Annotated in this window: 25 protein-coding genes and 1 pseudogene; 11 read left to right on the top strand and 15 right to left on the bottom strand. The window is 73.2% G+C overall.

Going from position 1 to position 26,403, the window contains the following annotated elements:
* The 5 genes from ACGFT2_RS08210 to kynU all read left to right on the top strand — a co-directional run.
* On the top strand, nucleotides 1-1,351 hold a 1,351-nt coding region (locus ACGFT2_RS08210), incomplete at its 5' end, for a 2Fe-2S iron-sulfur cluster-binding protein (RefSeq protein ID WP_393274721.1).
* Nucleotides 1,352-1,408: 57 nt separating this feature from the next.
* Nucleotides 1,409-2,185 carry an SDR family oxidoreductase gene (locus ACGFT2_RS08205; protein ID WP_393274720.1) on the top strand — a complete coding sequence of 259 codons (777 nt, stop codon included), beginning with the start codon at nucleotides 1,409-1,411 and terminating at the stop codon, nucleotides 2,183-2,185.
* 68 nt (nucleotides 2,186-2,253) lie between these two features.
* Entirely contained in the window at nucleotides 2,254-3,129 is an 876-nt protein-coding gene (locus ACGFT2_RS08200) for a tryptophan 2,3-dioxygenase (RefSeq protein ID WP_393274718.1), read from the top strand.
* Nucleotides 3,119-3,967, top strand: a complete 849-nt coding sequence (locus tag ACGFT2_RS08195; protein ID WP_393274716.1) for an alpha/beta hydrolase family protein — start codon at nucleotides 3,119-3,121, stop codon at nucleotides 3,965-3,967. The genes ACGFT2_RS08200 and ACGFT2_RS08195 overlap by 11 nt, the downstream gene beginning before the upstream one ends.
* On the top strand, nucleotides 3,964-5,214 hold the full coding sequence (gene kynU, locus ACGFT2_RS08190) for a kynureninase (RefSeq protein WP_393274714.1): 1,251 nt from the start codon (nucleotides 3,964-3,966) through the stop codon (nucleotides 5,212-5,214). Before ACGFT2_RS08195 ends, kynU begins: the two co-directional genes overlap by 4 nt.
* Before the next feature lie 58 nt (nucleotides 5,215-5,272).
* Here kynU and ACGFT2_RS08185 read toward each other — a convergent pair whose 3' ends face one another.
* Nucleotides 5,273-7,033 (bottom strand): MOSC domain-containing protein, encoded by a 1,761-nt coding sequence (locus ACGFT2_RS08185; RefSeq protein WP_393274712.1) that lies wholly within the window; start codon nucleotides 7,031-7,033, stop codon nucleotides 5,273-5,275.
* 120 nt (nucleotides 7,034-7,153) lie between these two features.
* Between ACGFT2_RS08185 and ACGFT2_RS08180 the strand changes: the two are divergent.
* Both ACGFT2_RS08180 and ACGFT2_RS08175 read left to right on the top strand, forming a co-directional pair.
* A pseudogene (locus ACGFT2_RS08180) lies at nucleotides 7,154-7,288 on the top strand (alpha/beta hydrolase); the annotation flags it as partial.
* A gap of 218 nt (nucleotides 7,289-7,506) precedes the next feature.
* Nucleotides 7,507-7,983, top strand: a complete 477-nt coding sequence (locus ACGFT2_RS08175; RefSeq protein ID WP_393274710.1) for an SRPBCC family protein — start codon at nucleotides 7,507-7,509, stop codon at nucleotides 7,981-7,983.
* A gap of 166 nt (nucleotides 7,984-8,149) precedes the next feature.
* Here the strand turns inward: ACGFT2_RS08175 and ACGFT2_RS08170 are convergent, their stop codons facing one another.
* Nucleotides 8,150-9,130 carry a pirin family protein gene (locus tag ACGFT2_RS08170; RefSeq protein ID WP_393274709.1) on the bottom strand — a complete coding sequence of 327 codons (981 nt, stop codon included), beginning with the start codon at nucleotides 9,128-9,130 and terminating at the stop codon, nucleotides 8,150-8,152.
* Between the two features lie 156 nt (nucleotides 9,131-9,286).
* A complete protein-coding gene (locus ACGFT2_RS08165; protein WP_393274707.1) occupies nucleotides 9,287-10,168 on the bottom strand; it encodes a DMT family transporter in 882 nt (293 codons plus the stop codon).
* A gap of 279 nt (nucleotides 10,169-10,447) precedes the next feature.
* On the opposite strand from ACGFT2_RS08165, the gene ACGFT2_RS08160 reads away from it, so the two are divergent.
* Nucleotides 10,448-10,867, top strand: coding sequence for a CBS domain-containing protein (locus ACGFT2_RS08160; RefSeq protein WP_393274705.1), 420 nt, complete (start codon nucleotides 10,448-10,450; stop codon nucleotides 10,865-10,867).
* A 37-nt stretch (nucleotides 10,868-10,904) separates the two neighbouring features.
* On the opposite strand, the gene ACGFT2_RS08155 is transcribed toward ACGFT2_RS08160, so the two are convergent.
* From ACGFT2_RS08155 to ACGFT2_RS08120, 8 genes are all read right to left on the bottom strand, one after another.
* Nucleotides 10,905-12,653 carry a carbohydrate binding domain-containing protein gene (locus tag ACGFT2_RS08155; RefSeq protein ID WP_393274703.1) on the bottom strand — a complete coding sequence of 583 codons (1,749 nt, stop codon included), beginning with the start codon at nucleotides 12,651-12,653 and terminating at the stop codon, nucleotides 10,905-10,907.
* A 268-nt stretch (nucleotides 12,654-12,921) separates the two neighbouring features.
* Entirely contained in the window at nucleotides 12,922-13,638 is a 717-nt protein-coding gene (locus tag ACGFT2_RS08150) for a hypothetical protein (protein ID WP_393274702.1), read from the bottom strand.
* Nucleotides 13,639-13,740: 102 nt separating this feature from the next.
* Entirely contained in the window at nucleotides 13,741-14,016 is a 276-nt protein-coding gene (locus ACGFT2_RS08145; RefSeq protein WP_393274700.1) for a DUF4190 domain-containing protein, read from the bottom strand.
* A gap of 1 nt (nucleotide 14,017) precedes the next feature.
* Nucleotides 14,018-14,182, bottom strand: coding sequence for a hypothetical protein (locus ACGFT2_RS08140; RefSeq protein ID WP_353604470.1), 165 nt, complete (start codon nucleotides 14,180-14,182; stop codon nucleotides 14,018-14,020).
* A gap of 2 nt (nucleotides 14,183-14,184) precedes the next feature.
* On the bottom strand, nucleotides 14,185-14,310 hold the full coding sequence (locus ACGFT2_RS08135; protein ID WP_393274699.1) for a hypothetical protein: 126 nt from the start codon (nucleotides 14,308-14,310) through the stop codon (nucleotides 14,185-14,187).
* A 118-nt stretch (nucleotides 14,311-14,428) separates the two neighbouring features.
* The gene (locus ACGFT2_RS08130) at nucleotides 14,429-14,710 is read right to left on the bottom strand and encodes a hypothetical protein (protein ID WP_393274697.1); all 282 of its coding nucleotides are present in this window, start codon (nucleotides 14,708-14,710) and stop codon (nucleotides 14,429-14,431) included.
* A gap of 101 nt (nucleotides 14,711-14,811) precedes the next feature.
* On the bottom strand, nucleotides 14,812-15,489 hold the full coding sequence (locus ACGFT2_RS08125) for a maleylpyruvate isomerase N-terminal domain-containing protein (protein ID WP_393274696.1): 678 nt from the start codon (nucleotides 15,487-15,489) through the stop codon (nucleotides 14,812-14,814).
* Between the two features lie 286 nt (nucleotides 15,490-15,775).
* Nucleotides 15,776-17,254, bottom strand: coding sequence for a glutamate--cysteine ligase (locus ACGFT2_RS08120; protein WP_393274695.1), 1,479 nt, complete (start codon nucleotides 17,252-17,254; stop codon nucleotides 15,776-15,778).
* 359 nt (nucleotides 17,255-17,613) lie between these two features.
* Here ACGFT2_RS08120 and ACGFT2_RS08115 point away from each other — a divergent pair, with 359 nt between their 5' ends.
* On the top strand, nucleotides 17,614-18,735 hold the full coding sequence (locus ACGFT2_RS08115) for a substrate-binding domain-containing protein (RefSeq protein WP_393274694.1): 1,122 nt from the start codon (nucleotides 17,614-17,616) through the stop codon (nucleotides 18,733-18,735).
* Between the two features lie 58 nt (nucleotides 18,736-18,793).
* Here the strand turns inward: ACGFT2_RS08115 and ACGFT2_RS08110 are convergent, their stop codons facing one another.
* From ACGFT2_RS08110 to ACGFT2_RS08095, 4 genes are all read right to left on the bottom strand, one after another.
* The gene (locus ACGFT2_RS08110) at nucleotides 18,794-19,504 is read right to left on the bottom strand and encodes a sulfite exporter TauE/SafE family protein (RefSeq protein ID WP_393274692.1); all 711 of its coding nucleotides are present in this window, start codon (nucleotides 19,502-19,504) and stop codon (nucleotides 18,794-18,796) included.
* Nucleotides 19,501-21,243, bottom strand: a complete 1,743-nt coding sequence (locus ACGFT2_RS08105) for an amidohydrolase family protein (protein WP_393274690.1) — start codon at nucleotides 21,241-21,243, stop codon at nucleotides 19,501-19,503. The genes ACGFT2_RS08110 and ACGFT2_RS08105 overlap by 4 nt, the downstream gene beginning before the upstream one ends.
* A gap of 40 nt (nucleotides 21,244-21,283) precedes the next feature.
* Nucleotides 21,284-22,615, bottom strand: coding sequence for a uracil-xanthine permease family protein (locus ACGFT2_RS08100; RefSeq protein ID WP_393274688.1), 1,332 nt, complete (start codon nucleotides 22,613-22,615; stop codon nucleotides 21,284-21,286).
* A 414-nt stretch (nucleotides 22,616-23,029) separates the two neighbouring features.
* Nucleotides 23,030-23,833: an SAM-dependent methyltransferase gene (locus ACGFT2_RS08095; RefSeq protein WP_393274686.1), complete on the bottom strand. Its 804-nt coding sequence runs from the start codon at nucleotides 23,831-23,833 to the stop codon at nucleotides 23,030-23,032.
* A gap of 890 nt (nucleotides 23,834-24,723) precedes the next feature.
* Here ACGFT2_RS08095 and ACGFT2_RS08090 point away from each other — a divergent pair.
* Both ACGFT2_RS08090 and ACGFT2_RS08085 read left to right on the top strand, forming a co-directional pair.
* The gene (locus ACGFT2_RS08090; protein WP_393274947.1) at nucleotides 24,724-25,434 is read left to right on the top strand and encodes an SDR family oxidoreductase; all 711 of its coding nucleotides are present in this window, start codon (nucleotides 24,724-24,726) and stop codon (nucleotides 25,432-25,434) included.
* 216 nt (nucleotides 25,435-25,650) lie between these two features.
* Nucleotides 25,651-26,385, top strand: coding sequence for a transcriptional regulator (locus tag ACGFT2_RS08085; RefSeq protein ID WP_393274684.1), 735 nt, complete (start codon nucleotides 25,651-25,653; stop codon nucleotides 26,383-26,385).
* Nucleotides 26,386-26,403: the final 18 nt, after the last annotated feature.

Here is a 26,403-nt window from a genome sequence, read left to right as displayed (position 1 = left end):
CGAGCAAGTCACCGCCGCCACCTCCACCGCCTCGGCTTCCGACACCGGTACCGGCGCCATCCCGGCCACCCCGGCCGCCGTTGGCGCAGCCCCGGCCACCCCTGCCGCCGTTGGCGCCACCTCGGCCACCCCGGCCACCACCGGGGCCGCCACCCCCGCCACCAACGGGGCCGCCACCCCGGCCACCACCGGGGCCGCCACCCCCGCCACCGCCAGGGCCGCCACCCCGGCCGCCACCGGGGCCGCCACGGCAGTCCCGGTCCGGGCCGCCGGCCGGCGCACCGGCTGGTACCGGCTCGCCGTCGCCGAGGTGCGGCCACTGCCCGAGAACGGCGTCGCGGTCACCCTGGACGTGCCCGACGACCTGCGGGAGGTCTTCGCACACCGGCCCGGCGAGCACGTCGTCGTCCGGCACCGCGGCGCCGGCACCGAGCTGCGCCGCAGCTACTCGGTCTGCCCCCCGCCCGCGGAACCGGCCGCGCTGCGCCTGGTCATCAGGCGTGGCGCCCCCGACGGCTTCGGCGCCTACGCCATGACGGACCTGGCACCGGGCGACACCCTCGAACTCTCCCCGCCCTCCGGGGCCTTCGCCCTGCCCGAGCGCCCCGGCGCCCACCACGTGCTGGTCGCGGGAGGCTCCGGCATCACCCCGCTCGCGGCCATGGCCGCGGCCGTGCTGCGCGAGGACCCGGACTGCCGTGTCTCCCTGATCCACTCGGTGCCCACTTCCGCCGACGCCCTGCTCGCCGACGAACTGGCCGTGGTCAAGGACGCCTTCGTCGACCGGTTCACCGCCCTGTACGTCCTCACCCGCGAGGACCGGGAGGGCGGCGGCCCACTGAGCGGACGGATCGGCGCCGGAACGCTGCCCCGCCTGCTCACCGCGCTTCACGCCCGGCCCGGCCCCGGCACCACCTTCGCCCTGTGCGGACCGGCGGGCCTGGTCGCCACGGTCCGGCAGGCGCTGACGGAGTGGGGCGCCGACCCGGACCTCGTACGCACCGAACTGTTCACCCTCGGCGACACCCCGCCGGCGACGCCACCACCGGTCACCGGGACCCCGGCCCCGAACGGGACCCGGGTCACCGCGCTCTACGACGGGCGCCGGCGCGTCGCCACCGTGGGCCCCCAGGACGCCGCGCTGCTCGACGCGCTGCTGCGCGCCCACCCCGACGTGCCCTACGCGTGCCGCGAGGGCATCTGCGGCAGTTGCCGGGCCAGGGTCGTGTCCGGCCGGGTGACGACCGGAGCCGCGCACGCGCTGGACGCCGCCGAACTGGCCGCCGGCTACACCCTCACCTGCCGCGCCCGCCCGCTGAGCGCCGAGATCACCCTCGACTTCGACGCCTGACCTGGCGCACACACCCCGCCGCCACGGCCGGAACCCACCCAGCTGAAGGAGAAGACGATGACCACCCCCCTGCGGCACGACGGCAAGACCGCCCTGGTCACCGGAGGCAGCCGCGGCATCGGCCGGGCCATCGGCCGGCGGCTCGCCGGCGAGGGCGCCCTGGTGGCCGTCCACTACGGGCACGACCGGTCGGCGGCCGAGCGGACCGTCAAGGAGATCGAGGCCGACGGCGGTCGCGCCTTCCCCGTCCACGCCGAACTCGGTGTGCCCGGTGACGCCGACACCCTGTGGGCCGCCTTCGACCGCGCCCTGGCCGGCCGGGACGCCGAACCCGGACTGGACATCCTCGTCAACAACGCCGGCATCACCCTCCCGCGCCGGATCGCGGACGTGACCGAGGCGGACTACGACCGGGCGTTCGCCGTCAACACCAAGGCGCCGTTCTTCGTCGTCCAGCGCGGACTCGACCGGCTGCGCGACGGCGGCCGGATCGTGAACGTCTCCTCGGTGGCCACCCGCGTCGCCTTTCCCCAGCTCGTCGCCTACACCATGACCAAGGCAGCCCTGGACTACCTCACCCTGGCCCTCGCACAGGAGCTGGGCTCCCGGGGCATCACGGTCAACAGTGTCGCCCCCGGCTACACCGAGACCGAGATCAATCCCACGCTCAGCGTCCCGGAGATCCGCCAGAGGTACGCCGGCGCCTCCGTGTTCGGCCGCCTCGGGGCCCCCGCGGACATCGCCGACGTCGTGTCCTTCGTGGCGAGCGACGACGCCCGCTGGATGACCGGTCAGTGGATCGACGCGTCCGGCGGCGTCCACCTCGGCGTGTGACCCCGGGCCTTTCCCGCCGCGCCGCCGCCCGGGCACCCGGCCGGCCGACGGCAGCACTAGGAGACAGCATGAATGACAGCACCTCCGCACCCGGCCGGCCGGCCGTGGACGAGGCCGTGACCCGGCCGGCCGCGGACGACGCCCTGACCCGGCCGTTCGCGGGCGCCAGTCCCTACGACGCCTATGTGCGCGCATCCGTCCTCAACGGGCTGCAGCACCCCCTCACCGAGGCTCCGGACGAGATGGGGTTCGTCGTCACCACACAGGTGATGGAGCTGTGGTTCACCCTGATCGTCCACGAGTGGCGCGTGGCCGGGACGGCCTTCGCGAAGGACGACCTGAACGCGGCCATGGACGCCCTGGTGCGCAGCCGCCGCGCGCTGACCGCCCTCAACGCGACCTGGGGTCCGCTCGCCGCCCTGACGCCCACTCAGTTCAACGGATTCCGGGCCGCCTTCGGCCAGGCGTCCGGCTTCCAGTCGGCGATGTACCGGCACATGGAGTTCCTCCTCGGTGACAAGTCCGCCTCGATGCTGCGCCTGCACGAGGGCGACCCGGCGGTGCACGAGGCGCTCGGCGACACCCACCGCGAACCGTCCCTGTACGACGAGGCGCTCGGGTTCCTGCACCGACGCGGACTGCCCGTTCCCGATCACGTGCGGGAGCGGGACATGACCACCCCCTACCGTTCGGACCCGGGTGTCGTCGAGGTGTGGCGGCGGATCTACTCGGGCCCGCAGGCCCACCCGCTGCTCGCCCTCGGTGAACTGCTCACCGACATAGCCGAACTCGTCCAGCGCTGGCGCTTCGACCACGTCATGGTCGTCCGCCGGGCCATGGGCGCCAAGAGCGGCAGCGCCGGTTCCACCGGGCTCGCCTGGCTCGAACAGCGCGCCGTCCGCCCGGTCTTCCCCGAGCTGTGGGAGGTGCGCGGTGACGTCTAGGGTCATCTCCGCCTTCGCGGCGGAGGAGGAACAGCGGGTGCTGAGCCTGAAGCCGGTCCTGGCCCCGGTGCACGGCCGCTACGGTGACCACCCGCACCAGGTCTACGACGCCTGGCCGGCCGAGAATCCCGGCGCCCCGCTGGTGATCCTGCTGCACGGCGGATACTGGCGCTACGACCGGATGCATCTGACGCCCTTCGCCGCCTACCTCGCCCGGCAGGGCTTCGACGTGCTGCTGCCGGGCTTCCGCCGTTCGGGCGGGGCGGGCGGCTATCCGGAGACCTTCGACGACGTCGCCCGGATCGTGGACACCCTGCCGGCGGGCCGGCCGTACGTCCTGTCGGGGCACTGCTCCGGTGGCCATCTGGCCCTGTGGTGCGCGGCCCGTGGCCTGTTGGCCGAGGATTCCCCCTGGCACACCCGGGAGCTGCCGACCGCAGTGCTCGCCCTCGCGCCGATCACGGACCTCACCGCAACCCGCCGCGACGACCTCAGCAACGGCGCCGCCCTCCAGCTCCTGGGCGGCGAGGAGCCTTTCGCCCAGCGGCTGGCCCAGGTCGACCCCCTCACCCTGCTGCGCGACGCGGGCACCACGGGCGTGCCCACCGTGCTCCTGCACGGCGCCGTCGACGAAGAGGTCCCCCTCACCCAGTTCGCCGACTACGCGGCCGTGCACGACGATCTGCGCACCGTCGTACTGCCCGGAACCGGCCACTACACGCTCATCGAGCCGGACGCGTCCGGCGCCCGCGCGGTGACCGACATTCTGTGGGAGCTGTCGTCCGCCTTCGGCGCCCGACGGCCCGACACCGACACGCGGAAGGCCACCCAGCCGTGACGACCGTCCCCACCGCACTCGACGCCCGGGCCGCGCGGTCCGACGCGGACGACGTCCTGGCCCCCCTCGCCGAGCGGTTCCTGATCCCGGGCGGGGTCGTGTACCTCGACGGCAACTCCCTCGGCCCGCTGCCCGCCGCCGTACCCCCGGCCCTGGCCGACCTCGTGACCCGCCAGTGGGGCACCGACCTGATCCGCTCCTGGAACGGCAACGGCTGGTGGGACGCGCCGCTGCGGGTGGGCGACACGATCGGCCGCCTGATCGGCGCCGCGCCGGGCCAGACGGTGGCCGGGGACTCCACCAGCGTGCAGCTGTTCACCGCGCTCAGCGCGGCCGTCGCGCTGCGCCCCGGCCGGCCGCTGCTCGTCACCGACCCCGGCCACTTCCCGACCGACCGGTACCTCGCGGAGGCGGTCGCCCGGCGCGAGGACCTGAAGGTGCGGCACGTGCCCCCCGCCGGCCTGGCGGCGTTCCTCGCCGAGGAGGGCGAACGGGTCGCCGTGGTCAGCTGCTCACCGGTCGACTTCCGCACCGGGGAGCTGTACGACATGGCCGCGATCACCGAGGCCACGCACCGCGCCGGGGCGCTCGCCGTGTGGGACCTGTGCCATGCCGCCGGCGCCATGCCACTGCATGTCGACGCCCTGGAGGCGGACTTCGCCGTCGGCTGCGGGTACAAGTTCCTCAACGGCGGCCCGGGCGCCCCCGCATACCTCTACGCGGCCCACCGCCACCACGCCTCGCTGGAGACCCCGCTGACCGGCTGGACCGGTCATGCGAACCCCTTCGGTATGGGCCCGGACTACACACCCGCGCCGGGCATCGCGCGGGCCCGCATCGGCACCCCGCCCATCCTCTCCCTGCTCGCGCTGGAAGCGGCGCTCACCGTCTTCGACGGTGTCGACCTCGCCGAGGTCCGCGCCAAGAGCCTGTCCCTGACGGACTTCTTCCTCCACTGCACCACCGAACTCCTCGCCCCTCTCGGCATCGAGGCCGTCACCCCGGCCGACCCGGCACGACGCGCGGGCCATGTCGCCCTGCGCCATCCCCACGCCCACGGCCTGGCCAGGGCGCTGGCGGAGCGGGGCGTGATCATCGACATGCGTGCCCCGGATCTCCTGCGCTTCGGTGTCAACGCGCTGTACACCACCCATCGCCAGCTGCTCACCGCCGTTCAGCGGTTGCGCGACATCGTGCGGGACGCGGCCTACGACCCGTCGCCGCCGGCGCCGGGCCCGGTCACCTGAGCGTTCCGGGGCCGGCGCCGCCGTGGCCGGGCCGCCCCGGACGCTCAATGGCGCCCCGTCAGAGGTCGAGGACGATCTCGCCGGCCGGTTCGCTGCAGCAGACGAGGACGGTGCCGGGCCCGGGAGGTTCCAGGGGCGGTGTGGTGTAGGAGACGTCGCCCGCCAGCAGGGCGGTGACACAGGTGTGGCAGACCCCGGTCCGGCAGGACCAGCGGGTGGGGATGTCGCAGGCCTCGGCGAGATCGAGGAGCGTCGCGTGGGCCGGCGACCACGGGGTGGTGACGCCGCTGCGGGCGAAGGTGACGAGGGGGCCGGTGCCCGGTGGGCCGGGCGGCCGGTGCGGCCGGACGGTGGTGGTGGACGTCACGCCGGGGTTGATGGCGGGGAGCGAGCTGAACCGCTCCGTGTGGATGTGCTCGGGGCGCAGGCCGTGGTCGTGCAGCTGACCGCCGAAATCGTCCATGAAGGCGGTCGGACCGCAGAGGTAGGCGTCGGCGTCGGTGGGCAGGCCCATCGCCGCGAGCGAGGAGACGGTCGGACGCCCGGGCGTCACGGCGCGTTCGCCGGGCTGCGGCGCGGCTTCGGCGGTGTAGTAGATGTGCTCGTGGGCGTCGGGGAGCCGGGCCAGGAGCGCGTGGGCCTCGTCGGCGAAGACGTGCCGGGCGCGGTCGTGGGCGACATGGATCCACCAGACGGGACGTGGGTCCCGCCGGGCGGCGAGCTGGTGGAGCATGGCGAGCACGGGAGTGGCGCCGATCCCAGCGGAGGCGAGGACGACCGGACGCGCGCCTTCTTCGAGCACGAACGTTCCGCGGGGGCTGGCGATGTCCACGAGGTCCCCGGGGCGCAGTGTGTCGTGGATGTACCTGCTGACCCGACCGTGGGCCTCGTGCTTGACGCTGATCCGGTAGGTGCCGGCCGAGGGCGACGAGGAGAGGGAGTAGCTGCGCACCGTGGGGCCGGTGTCGCCGACGGCGAGGCGGACGGAGAGGTACTGGCCGGCGCGGGCCACGGGCAGCGTGGTGCCGTCGGTGGCGTCGAGGTGGATCGACGAGATCGTGGGGGTCTCGGGGACGATGCGGGCGACGCGCATGGTCCTGAATCCCGGCCATCCCGGCTCCTCGCCGGGCCGCCGGGTGCCGGGGCCGACCGGTTCCCCGGGTTCCCGTCCCGGCGGCCGGGGGGCGGCGAGTTCGCGGAAGGACTGCTGCCAGCCGGGACTGAGCGCGGAGATCTCCAGCGCCCGGCGGAGCTTGGCGGGGTCGCGGTCGGGAAGGTAGAGCAGGGCGTCGGTCTCGGCGACGCTGAGTTCCCCGGGGCCCTTGCGCGTCAGGGTGATCCGGTCGCCGGCCTGCACGTGTCCCTCGGTGAGGACGCGCAGGTAGAAGCCCGGGCGGTGGTGGGCGACGAGCAACGAGGCCATGGCGGGTTCGCCCAGCCGCATGCCGACGCGGTAGCAGGTGACACGCGGCTGCGTGACCTCGAATTCGGCCTCGCCGATGCGGTACCGGTCGCCGATGCACACGTCGTCGTCCGGCAGCCCGTCCACGGTGAAGTTCTCCCCGAACATCCCGAAGGTCAGGTCGTCCCGGCCGAGGTACTGCCGCCAGTACCGGTAGGACTGCGACTGGTAGACGAGGACGGCACGGATGTCACCGCCGTGCCCGGCCAGGTCTCCCTGGCCGTCCCCGTCGACGTTCAGCCGTCGCACCATCCGGGGGCCGTGCACGGGTGACTTCCAGGCGCCGGTGCGGACGGTCCTGCCCTGCCAGGAGACGTCCTTCGGCAGACCCACGTTGACGGACAGCAGCGTCGCCATAGGGGACCTCCTGCGGGTGGCCGGCCGGGCCTTTCGCCATGGCGTCCACGGCGCTGTGCCAGGTGCGCCCCGACCGATCCTAGTTCCGTGCCGGTGCCGTCGCGATTTCGCGCAGTGGACGGCGCCAAGGCGTTCGGCCGGGACCTGCCCGACGCCGAAATCCACCTGATCGACTCCGGGCACTTCGCCCTGGAGAGCCATCTCGAGAACATCACCGGGCACATCCGCGACTTCCTCACCCGCGTACTCGCCTGACCGGGCCGGGCGGGGACCTGGCGGCGAGGACCGGCCGAGGACCACGCGCAGTCCCGAGCCCTCGGACCGGGTCGCACTCGAGCCGCAGCGCGTCGGCCGGCAAGTGCACCACGAGGTGAGCCGTGGGGTTCGTGCCGCTCTTCTGGGTACCCGGGCACCGCACGCGTGCAGACGAGCTGACGGCCGCCAGGGCTGCGACCAGTGAAGGAGGAAGAGGAATGAGCACGGTCAAGGAAGCAGTGGACGTCGATGTCCCGGTCCACACCGCGTACAACCAGTGGACCCAGTTCGAGCGGTTCCCGGACTTCATGGAGGGTGTCGAGGAGGTCAGGCAGCTCGACGACCGGCACAACCACTGGACCACCCGCATCGGTGGGGTGCGGCGCGAGTTCGACACGGAGATCGTGGACCAGTTGCCGGACGACAGGATCACCTGGCGGTCCGTCGACGGTGACACGCGGCAGCGGGGATCGGTCCGGTTCGAACGGCTCGACGACGCGCACACCCGCGTCGAGCTGACGATGGACGTGGAGCCCAGCGGTGTCGCCGAGAAGGGCGCGGACATGCTCGGCGTGATCGATCGCCGCGTCAAGGGGGACCTGCGACGCTTCAAGGACTACATCGAGAGCCGTGGCGGTGAGTCCGGTGGCTGGCGCGGTCGTATCCGCCCCGGGGATCCCGGTTCGCCTCTCTGACAGCCGAGAACCCTTGCCCGTGTCTCACGGGCACGAGGGCCGGCCCGGGCGGACCCCGTGTTCCGCGGTGTGCGCCCGGGCTCGCGTCTGCGGTGCAGACGGGCATGTGCCGAAGCAGACCGCGCGGTGACGGCCGGACCGGATCACGGTTCCGGCGTTCACCGGGTCAGCGCGTCCTTCCCCGTGGCTTCAACGGCACCGGCGGCAGGGCGGGTGCGGGCAGCGGGGCCCCGTCGTAGCCCTGCACCTCGCCGAACCGGTTCCCCGTCGTCCAGTCCGCGCGTGCCTGTACGACCTCCGCGTGCGACCCGCAGACGAAGTTCCACCACATCACGATCTCCTCGCCGAAGGGTGGTCCGCCGAGGAGGACGAGGCGGGCGGTGCCGTCCGGCCCGTTGACGAGGGTGAGAGTGTCTCGGCCGTCGGGCACATAGCCCAGCTCGGCCGGCCGCAGCGGTGTGCCGGCGGCGCGGACCTCACCCCGGTCGACGAGGACGCCGTGCTCGAAGCGGGGGTCGACGGTGAGGGTGAGTGCGGCGCGCGGCTCCAGCACGATCTCGGCGCCGAGCAGGGGGGTGAACGTCCGCACGGGGGAGACCACACCGGCGAGAGAGCCCAGGAACACGCGCAGCACGGCACCATCGAGGCGCACCGGCTCGGGCGCGTGATGCTGGAAGTCCCTTGCGGCGTCCCGGTGTTCTCCCGGCAGTGCCACCCACAGCTGGACTCCGTGCAGCACGGTGGTGCCGGGCGTGGAGACCTCGGAGTGGCTGATGCCGTGCCCGCCGGTCATCAGGTTCAGCTCACCGGGCCGTACGAGGGCGTGGCTGCCCAGGCTGTCCCGGTGCTCGATCTCCCCGCTGAAGAGCCAGCTCACCGTCTGCAGTCCGGTGTGCGGGTGCGGGGCGACGTCCATGCCGCCGCTGCGGGCGACGTCGTCGGGGCCGTAGTGGTCGGCGAAGCACCAGGCGCCGATCAGGCTGCGGTTCCGCTGGGGGAGGGTGCGCCGTACCGTCATCGCGCGGGGGCCGCCGAGCGGAACGTCGCGGGGCGTGAGGACCTCGACCCGCGCGGCCGGGTCCTGCGGCATCTCTCCGGCGGGGGAGCCGCACCGCATCTCGGCGGGCCTCGTCTCGGTGTTGCTCACCGGAACCCACCTCCCATCCATGATAGTTTTAGTTTCAACAACTATAGTGCGATCATAGCCCTGATCCCGGCTCCGCGCACGCACGCCGGACGGCGCTCACGGCGCCGGCCGCCGCTGCCCGCTCACGTCCCGCCGGCCGTCGCGTTCCGAGCCGGTTCACGTCGCGAGATGCCGTTCCTCGGCCGGGACCGGCAGCACGACGATGCGCTGGACGGCCCGGCTGAGGACCACCACGCCCACGAGGATCAGCAGGGCCCCGCACACCTGCGGCACGAGCCACCATCCGGTGCGGATGCGTTCGTCGAACAGGGTGATGCCCAGCGTCAGGCTGACCACGGCGTCGCCGATGGTCAGCGCGGGCTGCGCCGCGGCCAGCGGACCGGCCTGCAGCGCGTTCTCCAGCAGCAGCACGGAGGCGACGCCGGCGAGCGCGAAGCCGTACGTCTGCCAGGACCGCAGGAACGCCGGGAAGCCCTGGTCGGCGAACGTGCCGCTGGCCGACTTCAGCAGGGCGGCGGTCAGGGCGTTGCCCGTCGCCGAGGCTGCCGCGAGCAACGCGGCGCGCCGGGCCGGAGAGCGTTCCCGGGCGGCCAGCAGCACCGCCACGGCCATCCCGCCGACGCACAGGCTCAGGGCCGGGATCCACCGGCCGAGCGGCGCCTGATCGGTGGCGCCGTGCGGGGCGGCCGCGACGAGCAGCACCGCGAGGCCCGCCACACAGCCGGCGACGCCCCACCATCCCGAGCGGGGCAGCCGCCGGTGCATCAGCGGCGCGGCGACGAGCAGCGCGAACGGCAGTTCCAGGATGAACAGCGGCTGCACGAGTGCGAGCGGGCCGTTGACCAGGGCCAGGCTCTGGAACAGCGCGGCGCAGATCACGCCGGCCATCCCGATGACCCAGAAGGGCCGATGCACCAGCTCCGCGAGCAACCGGATCCCGCCGCGGCTGCTGGCCGAGGCCGCCTTGCGCTGGAACGCGGTGCCCACGGCATTGCTCGCCGCTCCCGCGACGGCGAACACCGCGGCCAGTTCGATCACGACCGTCTCCCGCCTGCGGCAGCCTCCCGGAGGGAGGATCGGGTCTCCTCAGCCTACGAAAGGCGGCGCCGCCGTGCCGGGTCGGGATGTGGCCGCAGGCGCGCCGTCGGCGTCCGAACGAGCTATCCGGCCTTATCCGGGGTATCCGCCTCGATGAGCCTGTCGGGTGCGATGAGCCTGTCGGGTGTGACGAGGCGGTAGGGCCCAGCGCGAGCCGGTCCGGTGCGATGAGCCGGTCGAGCTGGGCGAGACGGTCGGGTGAGGGACGTGGAGGGGTGCATGGCGCAGGCGGTCCGCGACATCATGACCTGCAATCCGGTCGCGGTGGGGCCGGAGACCCCGGTCCGCGAGGTTGCCGCCCGCATGCGGGACGAGGACATAGGTGCGGTCCTGGTCTGCGCCGGGGACCGGCTCCGCGGACTGGTCACCGACCGGGATCTCACCGTGCGGATCCTCGCCGAGGGCGGGGACGTCACCGCACGGACGGTGGCCGAGGCGTGCAGCGGCGAACTGGTCACCGTGGCCCCGGACGACGACGTCGACCGCGCCGTACAGCTGATGCGCGGCAAGGCGCTGCGCCGGCTGCCGGTCGTCGAGGACGGTCGCGTGGTCGGGATCGTGGCCCTGGGCGACGTGGCCCTGGAGTACGACCCCGAATCCACGCTGGGGCAGATCAGCGCGGCCGGCCCCACCCGCTGACCCGGGCGGGACCGGCCGCGGCGCGGTCGGCGGGGCGTCAGGAGACGGTCAGGTCGTCCGCGTACACGGCTCCCTGCCCGTACCAGCCGTGGACGTACACGGTGACGGTGCCCGAGGCGCCGGTGGTGAACGGCACCGTCAGCTTCGACCACGACGAGGACGGGGTCCAGGCACTGGCCGTGGCGCCCCCGCTGACCCCGAGGTAGGCGTACGGTCCCTGGACCCAGCCGCTCAGCGCGTACGAGGTGTTCGGCTTCAGCGTTAGGGTCTGCCCGCACTGGCCGGTCCGCGAGGCGGAGGGGGCGGTCTTCAGCGCGTGGGTGCCGCCGTGCACGGGCGAGGCGACCACCGCGGCACCGCCGTCGCAGGCCCAGGGGGTGAGCGAGCCGGTCTCGAAGTCACCGTTGGCGAGCGTGGCGGCTCCGCCCGATCCGTTCACGGTCAGGGTGAACGTCGAACCGTGCCTGGCCGAGCCGGCCGTGCCGGTGACGGTCAGGGGGTACGTGCCGGGTGCCGTGGCGGCACCGGTCTTCACGGTCAGGGTGGCGGTGCCGCCCGCGGTGACCGACGTGGGGCTGAGGGTCGCGGTCGCCCCGTTCGGCGCGCCGCTCACCGTGAGCCCGACGGTCCGGGCGCTGCCCGAGGTCACCGACGTCTTCACCGTCGCCGTCACCGAGCCGCCGGGGTCGACCGAGGCGCTGGCGGGAGAGAGGGACACGGAGAAGTCGTCGGCCGGCGGTGTCGTCGTACCGCCGGTGAAGGGTGCGAAGGTGTGCGTGAAGTACCAGGTGTCCTGGGCGATGCCGGAGCAGGTGTCGGAGGCGCCGGAGCCCGGGCAGCCGCCGTTGTCGCGCTGGAGTGCCCAGAAGGACAGCGTGTTGATGCCCTTGGCGACCGCCCAGTCGTACACGGTCTTCGCGTCGGCGGTGGTGAACGTCTCCGCGGGGCCGTAGTCGTCCACGCCGGGCATCTCGGTGACGCCGACCATGTTCCACAGCTGGGTGTCCGACAGGTTCGGGTACAGCTGGGCCAGTTGGTCGTGCAGTCCGCTCGCGGCCGTCTGGGTGTCGGTGGCCATGTGGTGCGTGGCGCCGTCGTAGTAGTCGAACGTCATGAGGTTGACGACGTCCACCTTGGCGCCCGCGTTCCTGGCGCTGCGCAGCACGGCGAGCCCGCTGTCGGCGAGGCCCGTCGTCGTGGTGGGCAGGGTGTAGGAGAACTGCACCGTGCGGCCGCTGGCGGCGGCCCAGTCCTGCACCTTCCTGATCGCCTCGTTGCGGCGGTCGACGCCCGCGGTGTCGGTGAGGGAGTTGTCCTCGACGTCCATGTCGAGCCGCGAGACGTCGTAGGTGGTGATGATCTTCTCGTAGGCGGCGGCGATGGAGTTGACGTCGGTGCAGCTGTCGGCGATCTCGGTGCCGCCGTTGTCGGCGGCGTACCCGCCCAGGGAGGGGATGACGTCGCCGCCGCGGGAGCGGATGGTGGCGAAGTCGGCGCCGAAGACCGAGCCGTCGACGGGCGTGCCGGTGTCCCCGTTCCAGTACGGGGTGCACGAGCCCTTCTTCTCGGTCTGCAGGAAGGCCATGGTCAGGTACTTCGCGCCGGAGGCCTGTGCCAGCGCGGCGGGGCTGTCGCCGCTGTAGGCCTCGAAGTAGGGGGCGAATACGTGCGCGGGCAGCGGAGCAGCCGCATGCGCGGTGCCCCCGAACCCCAGGGCGAGCCCGGCGGACGCGGCCAGGGTGGCCATGCCCGTGAGCAGGGCGCGTACGGATCTCGGACGTTTCATCGGGTACTCCCGGATAGCGAACGACAGGCGAGAGAGCGGGGTGTCGCGCTGTGCAGCCCGGCCGGGGCTATTGGTCTAGGCCATGATTGGTCTGGACCATCTGTCGGTCAAGGTGCGGGAGCCGCCTTTTGCATGTTCATGGAAAAGCCAACCGCCGGAAGGCGGCTGGCCGTTGACGGCGCGTCACGCCGGGGCGAGCACTCCTGGCGTCTCCGCCGTGTCCGAGGAGCCATGCCTCCGATGACGGGACCACGTCTCCCTCATGGGATCAGCCGCCACGACAGAACCACGCCCTGATCACGGCACCACGTGGGCGCCGTGGTCGACCGGCCGCGCGGGGTGTGCTCACCGTCGTCGTGACGCGTACCAGGCAGGGAGTGCGGGGCGTCGAGCCGAAACCGAACCGCACGGCGGGCTCGACCGGGGCGAGAGCGCCGAGACCGCGCCCCTCGTGGACGGCGCTCGCCGTGGCGATCCGGTGCAGGTCTCGCGCGCCGTACCACTCGCGCCGGCCACCACCTGCGCTTCCGCGGGTCCGCACGCCGAACAGCAGCCGGGCGGCCGGATCGATCAGCGCCGACCAGCAGGTCCGGACGGCCAGCGCATCGGGTATCGCACTGAGCAGCAGCCCCGGCAGACTGCGGCGGCCGACCGTGAAACTCAGCTCGAGCAGCGTACCGGCCGTGACCGACCACCGGTCACCGGTGACGCGGACCCGTACCGGCACCACGCGTACCTCGTCGAAGGAATAGGTGCCGGCGATGAAGTCGGCCGCGCGCCGGGTCGGGGCGAGCAGCAGGCGGTGGCCGTCGGCCCGCTCGATCATCACGTCGCTGAACGCACCGAACGGGGAGCGGGGCCAGTGGCCGAGAACCACCCGGGTACCGGACGCCGTGCCGATGCCGGCGATCCAGCCGTCGAAGCGCAGCCGAGCGCCCCGGCCGTCGCCCCCGGCGGACGGCTTCACCGGCCTGTACGAATCCACGCGCACCGGCTCCCCTGGAGGCGGGCGCCGAAACCCGGTGCGCCGGCCGCGTGATGCCGTCGGGAGGGTGCCGAGTCCCGGTGCGCCCGGCCGCGCTGGCGCTCAGCCGCCCCAGACCGACCAGGACGCCGTCCCGTGCGCGGACGCCAGGACGGCGAGCACGACCAGGTCCGCTACGCCCAGGCCCAGACCGAGGAACGCGCGGAACCGGCGAGGCGTGTCCCGGCGCAGGGCGATGATCGCCAGCACGATGGCGATGGGGCCGAGGACGACGTTGAGGACGAGCAGCCCGACGAGTCCGAGGACGAAGGAGGCCACCGCCATGCCTTCGGTGTCCCGTCGGCCCGTCCGGCGCGAGGGGGGTGCGGTGAGTCGCATGTCAGGCCCTCCTCGTCCGGTTGCGGCGGCGCCGTTCGCGTCCCGAGAAGACCAGGAGCCATACGGCGATGAGCGCACCGAGCACCAGCGTGACGGGCCACGGCAGATAGGCTGCCGAGCCCACGACGATGCCCAGCAGGAGCAGAGCGACGACCAGGAACAGCACGGCTACCTCCTCGGACCGGCGGCGGCGACGATGACGGCGACGATGACGGCGACGGCGACGGCGAGGGGCGGCGGCCCGCCCTCCCGTCCGTGCAGCGGCTTCTGCGGCCGTTCTCTTAACGCGTTCATGACATCGCCGGTTACCCGCGAGTTCGCGTCTCACGCAGCATTCGGCTACGGAGCCACGCTGCTGACCGCCCGTCGGCGGCGGCGAGGGGCCGGGACCGGCCGCGTACCGGCACCCGCGTCAGCTCGCGCGGGTGCCGCCACCCCGGCGGATGCGGCCCAGGAGGTCCCGGTGATACGCCGCGAGTTGGCCGGCCGGCACCGGGGCGGGGCTGCCGGCCAGGGTGTACCAGGTGTCGCCGCCGGAGTGCTGGACGGTGACGCGCGCGGTGTGACCGTCGGACTGGAGGATGGTCGCGACGGTGAGGTCGCCGGTGATGACGCCGACTTCCTCGGTCATCGCTCCGCCGGGGCCGGCGGTGACCAGGTCGACGTAACTGTTGATGCTGGGAGGGTTGTTCATGGGGCGCAGGTTTCCATCAACGTGACCGGCATGCCCCGCACCGCGCAGGTGTCGTGGGTGCGTGTCCCCACGTTGGGCGTGTGGCAGGGCCGCGCGGGCCCTCATCCGAACAACGGGAACCGGTCCGCGGCCGGGCCGAGGGCGACCCGTTCGGCGTCGGTGAGCGGGGCCCGGCCGGTGCCCACGCGCGCGTAGTGGGCGTCGCTCCATTCCGGCGGGGCGGACCTGCCGAGCAGCCCGTCCAGGGCGGTGCGCACCGCGGCCAGCCCCTCGGGCGAGGGGCCCGGGGCGAGCGGGAGTCCCACGGTCAGGTCGAGATGGTGGACGGTCGCCTCCACCGCGAGGGTGCTGATCAGATCGCCGGCCGTCAGCACGTGCCCCTGCGTCGCCACCCGCCGCTCCGGGTCGGCCGCCCGCGCCGCGTGTACGACCGCCGCCAGCGTCTCCAGGTACAGCTCCCGCAGCTGGCCGAAGTCGAGGAACATGCTCGCGTTCACCCGCACCCAGCGACGGCCGTTCGCCGCCCCGGCGGAATCCGGCCGCCAGTCCTGCCAGTACGTCACCGCGTCCCGGTCGACGGGCGCGTCCGAAGGCGTGTGCAGGGCCACCAGGCCGCGCTGGGCGTCCTGCAGACAGTGGAAGACGAGATCGCGGACCGCCCAGCCCGTGCAGCCGGTCGGCCGCCACGACTCCTCGTCGCCGAGGTCCGCCACGACCGCCGAGGCGGCCTCGTAGGCGGCGCGCAGCGTCCGCGCCGCCGCCGTCCCCTGTGTCGTCATGGTCCCCCCTGTGCAGTGTCCAAGCCGGACGGTGCCGCGTCCCGCGCCGGATGGTGCGCTCCAGCGCGGCGAGGTTCTCCTCCAGGGCGGTCCGGGCGCGTCGGTCGAGCCGTCTCGCATCGTACGCACCCCCCGGGGACGACGGCCGGGCGGCCGGGTCCCGCACCACCCTCGAGCCGGAGCCGCGCGGGAGCCGGCCTTGAGGGAACTGGCCGAGTGGGCGAAGACCCACCTGCCCGACGCCGGGCCGTGTGCCGGCGTGGCGCAGACGCCGACCCGAGCCGGCTCAGTCGACCGGCCAGGTGTGCACCGGCGCGTTGAGGTGCATGAAGTCGATGTACAGCTCTGTCATCCGACGCAGTGCCTCATGGCGGCCGGCGTGCACGGACGATTCGAGACGGTGGAACATCTCCTTCTGCCAGACGGCTCCGTTGCGCGCCGTCACACACCGCTGCTCGATGATCCCCAGCAGCGGCTCCCGCCACGCCGCGTCCATGCCGGAGTGTTCCAGGCCGCGGTGCGCGAGCGGCAGCAACCGCCGCAGGACCAGCTCCGGTACCGGCACCTCACCCATCCCCGGCCAGTACAGCAGCGCCTCGATGCCGTACCGGGCCGCGGTGTGCAGATTGTCCTCGGCGGCCGCGAAGGACATCCGCGACCACACCGGCCGTTCCTCCTCCACCAGCGCCCGGGTGAGCCCGTAGTAGAAGGCTCCGTTGGCGAGGGTGTCGGCGACGGTCGGACCGGCGGGCAGCACCCGGTTCTCCACCCGGATGTGCGGTAGGTCGTGGGTGACGGCGTAGACCGGGCGGTTCCAGCGGTAGATGGTGCCGTTGTGCAGGGTGAGTTCACCCAGTTCGGGGGTGTCGCCGCGGTCCAGGGTCTCCACCGGGTCCTGGTCGTCGCACAGCGGCAGGAGAGCCGGGAAGTAGCGCAGGTTCTCCTCGAACAGGTCGAAGACACTGTTGATCCATCGCTCGCCGAACCACACCCGGGGCCGCACCCCCTGCACCTTGATCTCCTCCGGGCGTGTGTCGGTGGCCTGCTCGAACAGCGGGATGCGGGTCTCGTGCCACAGCTCCTTGCCGAACAGGAACGGCGCGTTCGCCGCCAGGGCCACCTGCACACCGGCGATCGCCTGCGCCGCGTTCCAGTACGCGGCGAACTCCTCCGGCGACACCTGCAGATGGAACTGCGTGCTGGTGCACGCGGCCTCCGGAGTGATCGTGTCCGCGTACGTCCGCAGCCGGTCCACGCCGTCCACCTCGATACGCAGGTCCTCGCCCCGGGCCGCGAACACCTGGTCGTTGAGGAGCCGGTAGCGCGGATTCTCCGACAGCGCCCCCTCGCCGATGTCGTGCTGCCGCAGCGTGGGCAGGATCCCGACCGTGATCAGCCGGGCACCCACCGAACGGGCCCGTTCGTCGGCGTGGTTGAGCGCGGCGCGGATCTCCGACTCCCAGGCGTCGGGGCCGCCCGCCGTCAGGCGCCGGGGCGGGACGTTGATCTCCAGGTTGAACCGGCCCAGCTCGGTGGACCACGCGGGATCCGAGATCGCCTCCAGCACATCGCTGTTGCGCATCGCCGGCTCGGCGTCGCCGTCGACCAGGTTCAGTTCGATCTCCAGGCCGACCTGCGGCCGCTCGGACTCGAACCGCGCCTCGCGCAGCATCTGCGCCAGCGCGTCGAGGCACCCCTGCATCTTGACCCGGTACCGGCGGCGGTCCTCGCGGGTGAAGACGAGCGCCGGGACGTCCCGTCCCATCCGACCTCCAGGGATCCCCTCGCCGGACACCTCTCCACCCAGCGTCGCACCATCGCGCGCACCCCACCAAGCGGAGACCGTCCCATCCCGGTGATCCTCCGCACCCCACCAAGCGGAGACCGTCCCCGCCCGGTGATCCTCCGAACCCCACCAAGCGGAGACCGTCCCATCGCGGTGGTCCTCCGAACCCCACCAAGCGGAGACCGTCCCATCTCGGTGATCCTCCGAACCCCACCAAGCGGAGACCGTCCCCGCCGGGTGATCCTCACGGTGGACCGCGCCTCCGCCGCCGAGACCGCTCGTCCCGCGCCGGAACGAATCCCGGGTTTCCTGGTCCACGGATGAGGGAGGATGGCCCCATGACCACGTCCCAGGGCGCCCGCCGGCCCACGATCGCCGACGTCGCCGCGGCGGCGTCGGTGTCGCGCACCACGGTGTCCCACGCCCTGAACGGCATCGGCAAGGTCGATCCCCGCACCCGCGAGCGCATCAAGAAGGTCGCCGCGGAGCTGGGATACCGCCCCAATCTGCGCGCCCAGCGGCTGCGCCGGGGGCAGGCCAGGGCGATCGCGCTCGTCTCCTCCATGCCGTTCGCGGTGGCCGGTGGCCCCTCGCGGCTCGGCTTCTACATGGAGGTGGCCGCCGCGGCCGCCGAGCGGGCCCTGGTCCACGAGTACGCCCTGGTGCTGATCCCGCCCGTGCAGTCCGGATCCGCCCTGTACTCCGTCGACGTCGACGGGGCCATCGTCGTGGAGCCGTCGGCGGACGACGCGGCGGTGGGCCAACTGCGCGAGCGCGGGCTGCCGTACGTCGCCCTCGGCCGGCCCACCGGGCCCGAGGACGGGTCGCCCTACGTCGACCTGCACGGTGGCGCTGTCGTCGATCTGCTCCTGGACCACCTGCGCACGCAGGGCGCCCGGCGTCCCGCGCTCATCGTCGGCGCCGGCACCCGGCACTCCTCGGTCGACGCACGCGCGGCCTATGAACGGGCGGCGGCCACGCACGGCTGGCAGCCCATCGTCGCCACCGCGCCGGAGGACGGCGGCGAGCAGGCCGGGTACGACCGGTGCGCCGCGCTGCTCACCGAGCACCCCGGCATCGACGCACTGTGCGTCCTCGTCGACGCCTTCGCCGTCGGGGCCCTGCGGGCGCTGCGCGAGGCGGGCCGCCGTGTCCCCGACGACGTCATGGTCGTCACCCGGTACGACGGGCTGCGCGCCCGTACCTGCGAACCGCCGCTCACCGCGGTGGACCTGCGTCTGGACCGGGCCGCCGCGGACGCGGTGGAACTGCTGCTGGCCCGGCTGGGCGCCCGACCGGCCGCGGGGGAGGGCGAGTCGCCCGGCGTCGGGCGGGGGGTGCCCGCCCCTGAACCCCGGCTCGTCCCGCGTGCCTCGTCCCTGCGCTCCGCGCGCACGGCGACGGCCTGCGAGCCCGAGGCCCCGGCGGCGGATGCCGGGCGGGGACGGCGCACGGACTGACGCGCACCGCCCCGGCCCGGCGCTTCCCCGGAGCCGGTCGCGGTACGCCGGGCCCTGCTCAGCTCCCCGCCATCAGCACCACCCCCGACACCAGGGCGAAGGCGAGGACGAAGGCGCGCAGCTTCTTGGCGTCGACACGCTGGTGCACCAGACGGCTCAGCCCGGCGCCCGCCGCGAGCGCGGGCAGCAGCATCACCGCCCAGCCCATGTCCGCCGCACGTCCCCGCCCGGTGACGAACAGCAGGCAGAGGGAGGCCACTTCACCGACGAGGAAGCACACGGCGACCGTCGCCCGCAGTTCACCGGGCGGCCGGTGCTGGTACACGAGGGCGAGCGGCGGGCCGCCCACCCCGGTCGCCGTCTCGGTCAGACCGGTGACGACCCCCGCCCCCAGGTAGGCGCCGGGCCCGGGCGCGAAGGAGGGCGTGACGAGGCTGACCACGGCGGCCACGACCGTCGCCGCGCCGACGACGGTCCCCAGATCGCCCTCGGGGATCACCCACAGCAGCGCCAGCCCCGCGGGTGTCGCCACGAGCCTCGCCGCCGTGATCCACCGGGCGCCGCGCAGATCCAGGCTGTGGCGTTCGCGCCAGGCGACGTACACGTTGAGCGGGATCATCGCCGTCAGCACGAACACCGGCAGCAGCCCGGGATCGATCAGTCCCGCGACCGGCGCCACGATCAGCGCGAACCCCAGCCCGCTGGCGCCCTGCACGAACGCGGCCGCCGCCACGGTCAACGCCAGCACGGCAAGCGTGCCTCCGCTCATCGCCGACAGCCTTCCCGCTGTGCCTGCTGTGCCTCTACCTGCTGTGCCTGTGCCCGCTGTGCCTGCTGTGCCTGTGCCTGCTGTGCCTGTGCCAGCTGTGCCTGTGCCTGCTGTGCTCGCGGTGTCCGCCGCGCCGGAGCCGGCTCCGTGGCCGAGGCAGGGACCGTGGCCGCAGTCGGTCCCACGGCCGATGTGGGGGACGTGACCGGTGCGGGGGCCGTGACCGGTGCGGGGACCGTGCCCGGTGTGGGGACCGGGGCTTTTCCAGGGGCCGTGGCCTGTGCACGCGGCGCCTTCGGAACCGGCGTGGCGGTCCGGTCGCGTGTCCCCGCCGGCCCGGTCGCCCCGGCCCGCTCACGCGCCAGCACCGACGTCGGATGGGCGCGGGTCACCTGGGCCCGCCGTACCACCCGCGGACCCAGCTCAGCGGCCCGCCGTACGAGGGCTGGCCCGTCCCAGTCCGGCGGCCACCCCCGCCACAACCGCAGCCGGCCTTCGACGAACACGGCCGTGAGCTGGTCCCGGTTGCCGCGCCGCACCAGCTCCCAGGGGAGGTCCCAGGACGGCTGCATCTCCGGGCCGCGCAGATCCACCAGCAGGAAGTCCGCGGCGGCGCCCGCAGCGACGCGTCCCGTGAGCCGGCCGAGCCCGGCCGCGTCCGCACCGCCCGCGGTGGCCCGCTCCAGCCACGTCCAGCCCGCCCCGCAGGACGAGTCGCCGCTGGCCAGACCGTAGGTGAGCCGCTGTGCGAACTCCGCCGCGTCCGCGAGCCGGAAGCCGTCTCCGCGGGTGCCGTCCGTACCCAGCCCGAACCGGATCCCGCGCTCGGCGAAAGTGGTCGCGGGAGCGACCGCATTGCCCTTCCAGGCGCTGGCGACCGGGTTGTAGCTCACCGCCGCGCCGCTGTCGGCGAGCAGCGTGATCTCGCCGGGGGTGAGCAGTGTCGCGTGCGCCGCCAGCAACTGCGGACCCAGCGCGCCGACCTGGTGAAGATGTTCCAGCGGGCGCGCCCCGTGCCGGACGAGCGAGCGCTCGACCGCGACGAGGTGCTCGTTCACGTGGATCTGCACGACGGCTCCCGCCTCGGCGGCCAGCGCCGCCGTGGCGGCCAGGGTGCGCGCCGTGGCGGCCTCCGGGACGGACACGGCGAGCGACGGGTGTACGAGGTCGTCGCTGCCGTAGCGCGCCAGATGCCGCTCGGCGCCGGCGAGCACGGCCCGCGGGTCGGCGTCCTCACCGGTGCCGTCCCAGGCGTCGTTGCAGACCAGCCCCAGCACGCAGCGGACACCGGCGTCCCGCGCGGCCGACGCCACCACCTCCGCGTCCACCATGGCCCGGGTCCCCGACTCGGCGACGGTCGTGAAGCCGCCCCGCAGCGACTCCAGCGCGGCCAGTTTCGCGGCGACGTACGCCGACTCCTCGTCCAGCGCCCGCTCCAGCGGTACCCACACCCGGCGGAAGATCTCCGACGGTTCCCCGAACGCGAGGGCACCGCCCAGGCTCTGCGTCAGATGGTGGTGGGTGTCGACGAAGCCCGGCATGAGCACGTGCCCGCGCAGTCGTACGGGTGTCAGCGACGGGTGGGCGCGGACGATCCGCTCGACCGGGCCGACGTCGTGGAAGCGGCCGTCGCGCACCACCACCGCGTGCAGGTCCAGCGGGCCGTCGGGAGTCAGGGTCACGTCGGGTACCAGCAGCAGCGTGTCGTCGCGGAGCCGGTCCGGGGCGAGGTCGGTCATGGTTCTCCGTGGGTTGCGGGAAGGGTGGTGGGCGGCCTGCTCACACATGGGCGGCCGGGCCGGGCGCCTCGGCGGCCCGGGCGGCGGTGTCCGCGGCCCGGTGCCCTACGTGGTGGAACAGCACATTGAGTCCGGCGGCGACGAGGGCGCCCACGGCGACCCCGCTCTCGAGCAGGATCCGGACGCCGGACGGGAAGCCGGCGTACACCCCCGGAACCAGGATCGGCAGCAGCCCGAGCGCCAGCGCGACCGCGCAGATGATCATGGAGGTGTGGTCCTCCAGCCGGGCCCGGTGCAGCATCTGCACGCCCAGGACGGTGATCACCGCGAAGACGACCATCGCGGCGCCGCCGACCACGGCGGAGGGCATCACGCTGATCGCCCGCGCGACGGGGGTGAGGAAGCCGAGGACGACGAGTACGACGCCCGCGGCGGCCGTGACGTACCGGCTGCGCACACCGGTGACCCGGACGATGCCGATGTTCTCCCCGCTGGTGACCATCAGCGGCAGCCCGAAGCAGCCGCCCAGCAGGGAGGTCAGCGCGTCTCCGCGCACGGTGCGCGGCACGGCGGATCGTACGTCGATGTCCTTGCCGACCGCCTCCGCGTTGATGACGGTCTGCCCGGTGGCCTCCGCCATGGACGCCAGGCTGTACAGCATCAGCGGCAGCGCGGCGAGCAGGTCGAAGACGGGCGTGCCGAACGGCAGCGGCCTCGGCAGGCCGATCAGCCGGCCGGAGACCATCGCGTCCAGGTGCACCTGGCCGAGGGCGAAGGCGAGGGCCGTGCCCGCGACCAGGCCGAGCAGTACGGCGAGTTGCCGCAGCACCCCGCGCAGCAGCCGGGTGAACAGGACGATCAGGCCGATGGTGGCGAAGGCCAGCCCGAGCCGGCCGGGATCGCCGAAGCCGGGCATGCCGGGCTGCCCGGTGACCAGCAGCGCGCCGACCTTCACGAGATTGACCCCGACGATCACGATCATCGTGCCGATGACCAGCGGCGGGAAGAACCTCAGCAGCCGCGCGAACAACGGCAGCGCCAGGAAGGTGAAGACGGCGGTGAGGATCACCGCGCCGGTGGCCGTACGCAGTCCGTGCTGCTCCGCGACCGACATGAACAGGATCAGTGGCGCGCCGCCGGGCAGCATCACGAACGGCAGGCGCGGCCCGAACTTCCACGGTCCGAGCGACTGCACCAGCGACCCGATCCCGGACAGCAGCAGGGCCGCCGAGAGCAGGTCGACGGTGGTCTCCGGGCTCAGGCGCAGCGTGGCGCTCATCAGGAAGATCGCGGAGATCGGGGTCGCCGCCATGACGAGCACGTGCTGGACGCCGAAGAGCAGGATCCGGCCGAGGGGGCGGGACTCGTCCACGGGATGCACCGGACCGGAGCCGACGGGCACCGATGACGAGGCCGGACTCGGATCCGGGCACAGGGCCTGCTTCGGGTCCGGGGCCTGACTGGGTTCCGGGGTCTGACTCGGGTCCGGGGCCTGACTGGGTTCCGGGGTCTGACTCGGGTCCAGGGTCTGACTCGGGTCCAGGGTGGGGGGCGGTTCCGCGGTGGGGGGCGAGGAGGAGGGGTCGACGGGATGTACGGGACTGGACACGTGCGGGCTCCGTTCGGCTCGCTCGGCTCAGGCCTCGACGATCCGGCCGGGGACGGCGGCCAAATCGATTTGGCCAAATCGATTTGGCCGTCAGTATGGGGGTGCCGACGGGGGGTCGGTCAAGAGGCGGGTGCGCCGCGCCCTGCTCCAGGCCGGGCGCGCCACGCACCGGTTCGGTCAGGTCCGGGCCGGCTTGACCGCCACGCCGCCGTAGAAGCCGATCTCCGCGGACCGGGGCGGCGGTGTGGTGTCCGGACGCCAGAACGGGACCTGGGTCACGCCCGGGTCCATCAGGTCGAAACCGTCGAAGAACCGCTCGATCTCGGCGCGGGAGCGGAGGTTCAGGGAGGCGGTGGCCCTGTCGTAGACGGCCTGTGCGGCGCGGCGGTCGGCGAAGTCGCCCGTGGCGTGCGACAGCACGAGACAGCTGCCGGCCGGCAGGGCGTCGCGCAGCGTGGCGACGACCTCGGCGGGCCGCTCGGCGTCCGTGAGGAAGTGGAGGACGGCCACGAGGAGCAGGGCGACCGGCTGATCGAAGTCGATGATCTTTCGGACGTCGGCGTGGTCCAGGAGCGACCGCGAATCGCGCAGATCGCCGAGCACGATGCTGGTCGTGCCGGAACGGCTCAGCAGCGCGTTGCCGTGCGCGGCCACGATCGGATCGTTGTCGACGTAGGCGACGCGCACGTCCGGGGCCGCCGCCTGCGCGACCTCGTGCACGTTCGGCGACGTGGGCAGCCCCGTGCCGATGTCCAGGATCTGCCGGATGCCGTTGCCGACGACGTGCCGGACGGCGCGGTGCAGGAAGGCGCGGTTCGCCCGCACCCCGATCCGCACCTCGGGTGCCGCGGCGGCCAGCTCGTCGGCCGCCCGCTGGTCCACCTCGTAGTTGTCCTTGCCGCCCAGCAGATAGTCGTAGATCCGCGCGGGATGCGGCCTGCTGGTGTCGATGCGCACGGCCTGCACGCCGTCCTGTGTCACGCTGCGCTCCTCTCGGCGACCGTGACGGCCCCGGCTCCGTCAACGGCTGGCCGAAGTTTCCCACATCAACTCCCGCTGCGGCGCCGGTGGTTCCCCGTCACGGGTGCGGCGCCGCCGGGACGCGTCGGTCGTGGTGGACGGCGTGGGCACCGGGCCGGGATCCCACCGGCGTGGCGGCTGGTGGGCGGATCGGTGCGGGGGAGGAGGCCTCGCGTGGCGGCTGGTGTACGGCCGGGCAGGGGGCGAGAAGGCCTCGCGGGAGGGCAGTGGACGGATGCGTACGGGGGAGGGGGCGTCGCGGGACGGCAGGTGGACGGATGGACATGCCGCGGGAACGCCCCGTGTGCCGGCCGGTGGAGTCGCGTGGGGACGGGGCGGGGGTGCCTCCCGCCCCGTCCGGTGGACCGCGACGGCCTCGGGGTGTACCGGAGCCCGTCTCACCCGGTCGGCCCGCTTGTGTTGGCCCGGGCGGGGCCGATGGCGGAAGGTCTGAAGGGGACCGGTGTGCGCACGTCGCCCACCCGTCCCGAGGGACTGGACCACCTGAACAACGCGACGGCTCGGAGTGCGGAACGCCCGGTCCGGCAGATCTTCGACGACTGCGCGACCTGATGGCCGTACCGAGGCCGTGGCCCCTGGACCGGTCCGCCGCCTGGTCATCGACGACCCGGCGGCGGGCCGACCATCGGGGCGGGGAACGTCAATCCATGCGCTCCGGCAGTTCCCCGCCCCGGTCCCTCCGCGGCTCGGTCACCCTCCGCACCTTCGTCCGGGGCCCCCGTCTCCCTCCTCTCGCTCTGCTCCGGCTTGCGGCCCCGATTCACCTTGCCGCGGGAAACCGATCGGTTTACGCTGGGGGAAACCGATCGGTTTACCGTCTGGAGATGGACATGACTTCGATCAAGGACTCCGTCGTTCTGGTCACCGGTGGCAGCAGGGGCCTGGGCAAGGCGCTGGTGGAGGAGCTGTACGCGCGAGGTGCCGCGAAGGTGTACGCGACGGCCCGCGACCCGCGCACGGTGACGCATCCCGACGCCGTGCCTCTCGCCCTGGAGGTCACCGACCCTCGATCGGTCGCGGCCGCGGCGGCGCAGGCGCAGGACGTCACCGTCCTGATCAACAACGCCGGCGTCTCGCTCGGGGCGACCTCCTTCCTGGACTCCCCGGTCGAGGACGTCCGCCGGGAGTTCGAGACCAACTTCTTCGGGCCGCTGCTCGTCACCCGGGCCTTCGTGCCGGTCATCGAGCGCAACGGCGGCGGGCACCTCCTCAACGTGCACTCCGTGCTCTCCTGGGTCGGTGTCGCCGGCTCCTACAGCGCCACCAAGGCGGCCTTCTGGTCGCAGACCAACACCTTGCGCCTGGAGCTGCGTCCGCGTGGTGTCGGCGTCACCGGGCTGCACGTCGGATACATCGACACCGACATGGCCTCCGCCGTCGACGCGCCCAAGTCCGCACCGCGCGATGTGGCCGCCCTCGCACTCGACGGGGTCGAGGCCGGGGCGTACGAGGTGCTGGCGGACGACCTCTCGCGGCGCGTGAAGGCGGGGCTCTCGGGAGACCTCGCGGTGCTCTATCCGCAGCTGGAGAACGCGAACTGACGTCAGCGGCGTCCGTCGCGTCCGTCGCGTCCGTCACCTCCGTCACGTCCGTCACCTCCGTCGCATCCGTCACGTCCGTGGCTTCGCTCACGTCCGCGGCGTTCGCACGGAACCGGACGGTGTTGCGGGGGATCGGTCGGTCCGCTCCTTGTGGGCCGGATGGCCGGTGTCCTAGCCTTGTCGTCCAGAGCTGGAAGATCAGTCCAAGGGGGCGATGTGGGGGATCCGGGGACCGGCGCGGGGCCGGGTCGGCAGGGTGGTACCGCCTCCACGGGTGACGACGAACACCTGGTCCGGGAGGCGGAGAAGATCACCGTCGCCCTGGGGCGCATGTTCCCGGGGGTGTGTGAGGTCGTGCTGCACGACCTGCGGCATCCGGAGCATGCGGTCAGGGCGATCGAGAACAACCTGTCGGGCCGTCAGATCGGTGACCCGGCCACCGAGTTGGGCCTCGCCCGGATCGCCGATCCCGCCTACCCCGGTGTCATCCAGAACTATCCCAACCGATTCCCCGACGGCCGCCCGGCGAAGAGCACGTCCATCGGGATCAAGAACGCCGCCGGGGAGTACATAGCGGCGCTCTGCCTGAACCTCGACATCTCCGTGCTGTCCCCCGTCACGCTCACCCTGTCGAACCTCGTGGCCACGGAGGCCGAGCACCGCGACCGGCCCCTGGAGACGCTGCGGGACCGCACCGCCCGGGAACTGCGCCAGGTGGTCGAGGAGTTGTCCGCCCGGCGGGCCGCCACTCCCCGTTCACTGAGCCGGGAGGACAAGAAGGCGCTCGTCCGGCGACTGCACCAGGACGGCTACTTCGACTCACGCGAAGCGGCGCGCACCATCGCGGACCTGCTCGGCGTCTCCCGGGCGACGGTCTACAACTACGCGAAGCGGAGCAGCGAAACACCGGAGAGCCGGGGCTCCGGAGCCCCCCGAGCCCCGGAGAGCTGAAGCCCGAGAGCAGAAGCC

The sequence above is a fragment of the Streptomyces sp. NPDC048514 genome, from assembly GCF_043199955.1.
GTDB lineage: Bacteria > Actinomycetota > Actinomycetes > Streptomycetales > Streptomycetaceae > Streptomyces.
Note: the sequence above shows the minus strand (reverse complement) of the source record. Positions and strands in the feature narration are given on the sequence as shown.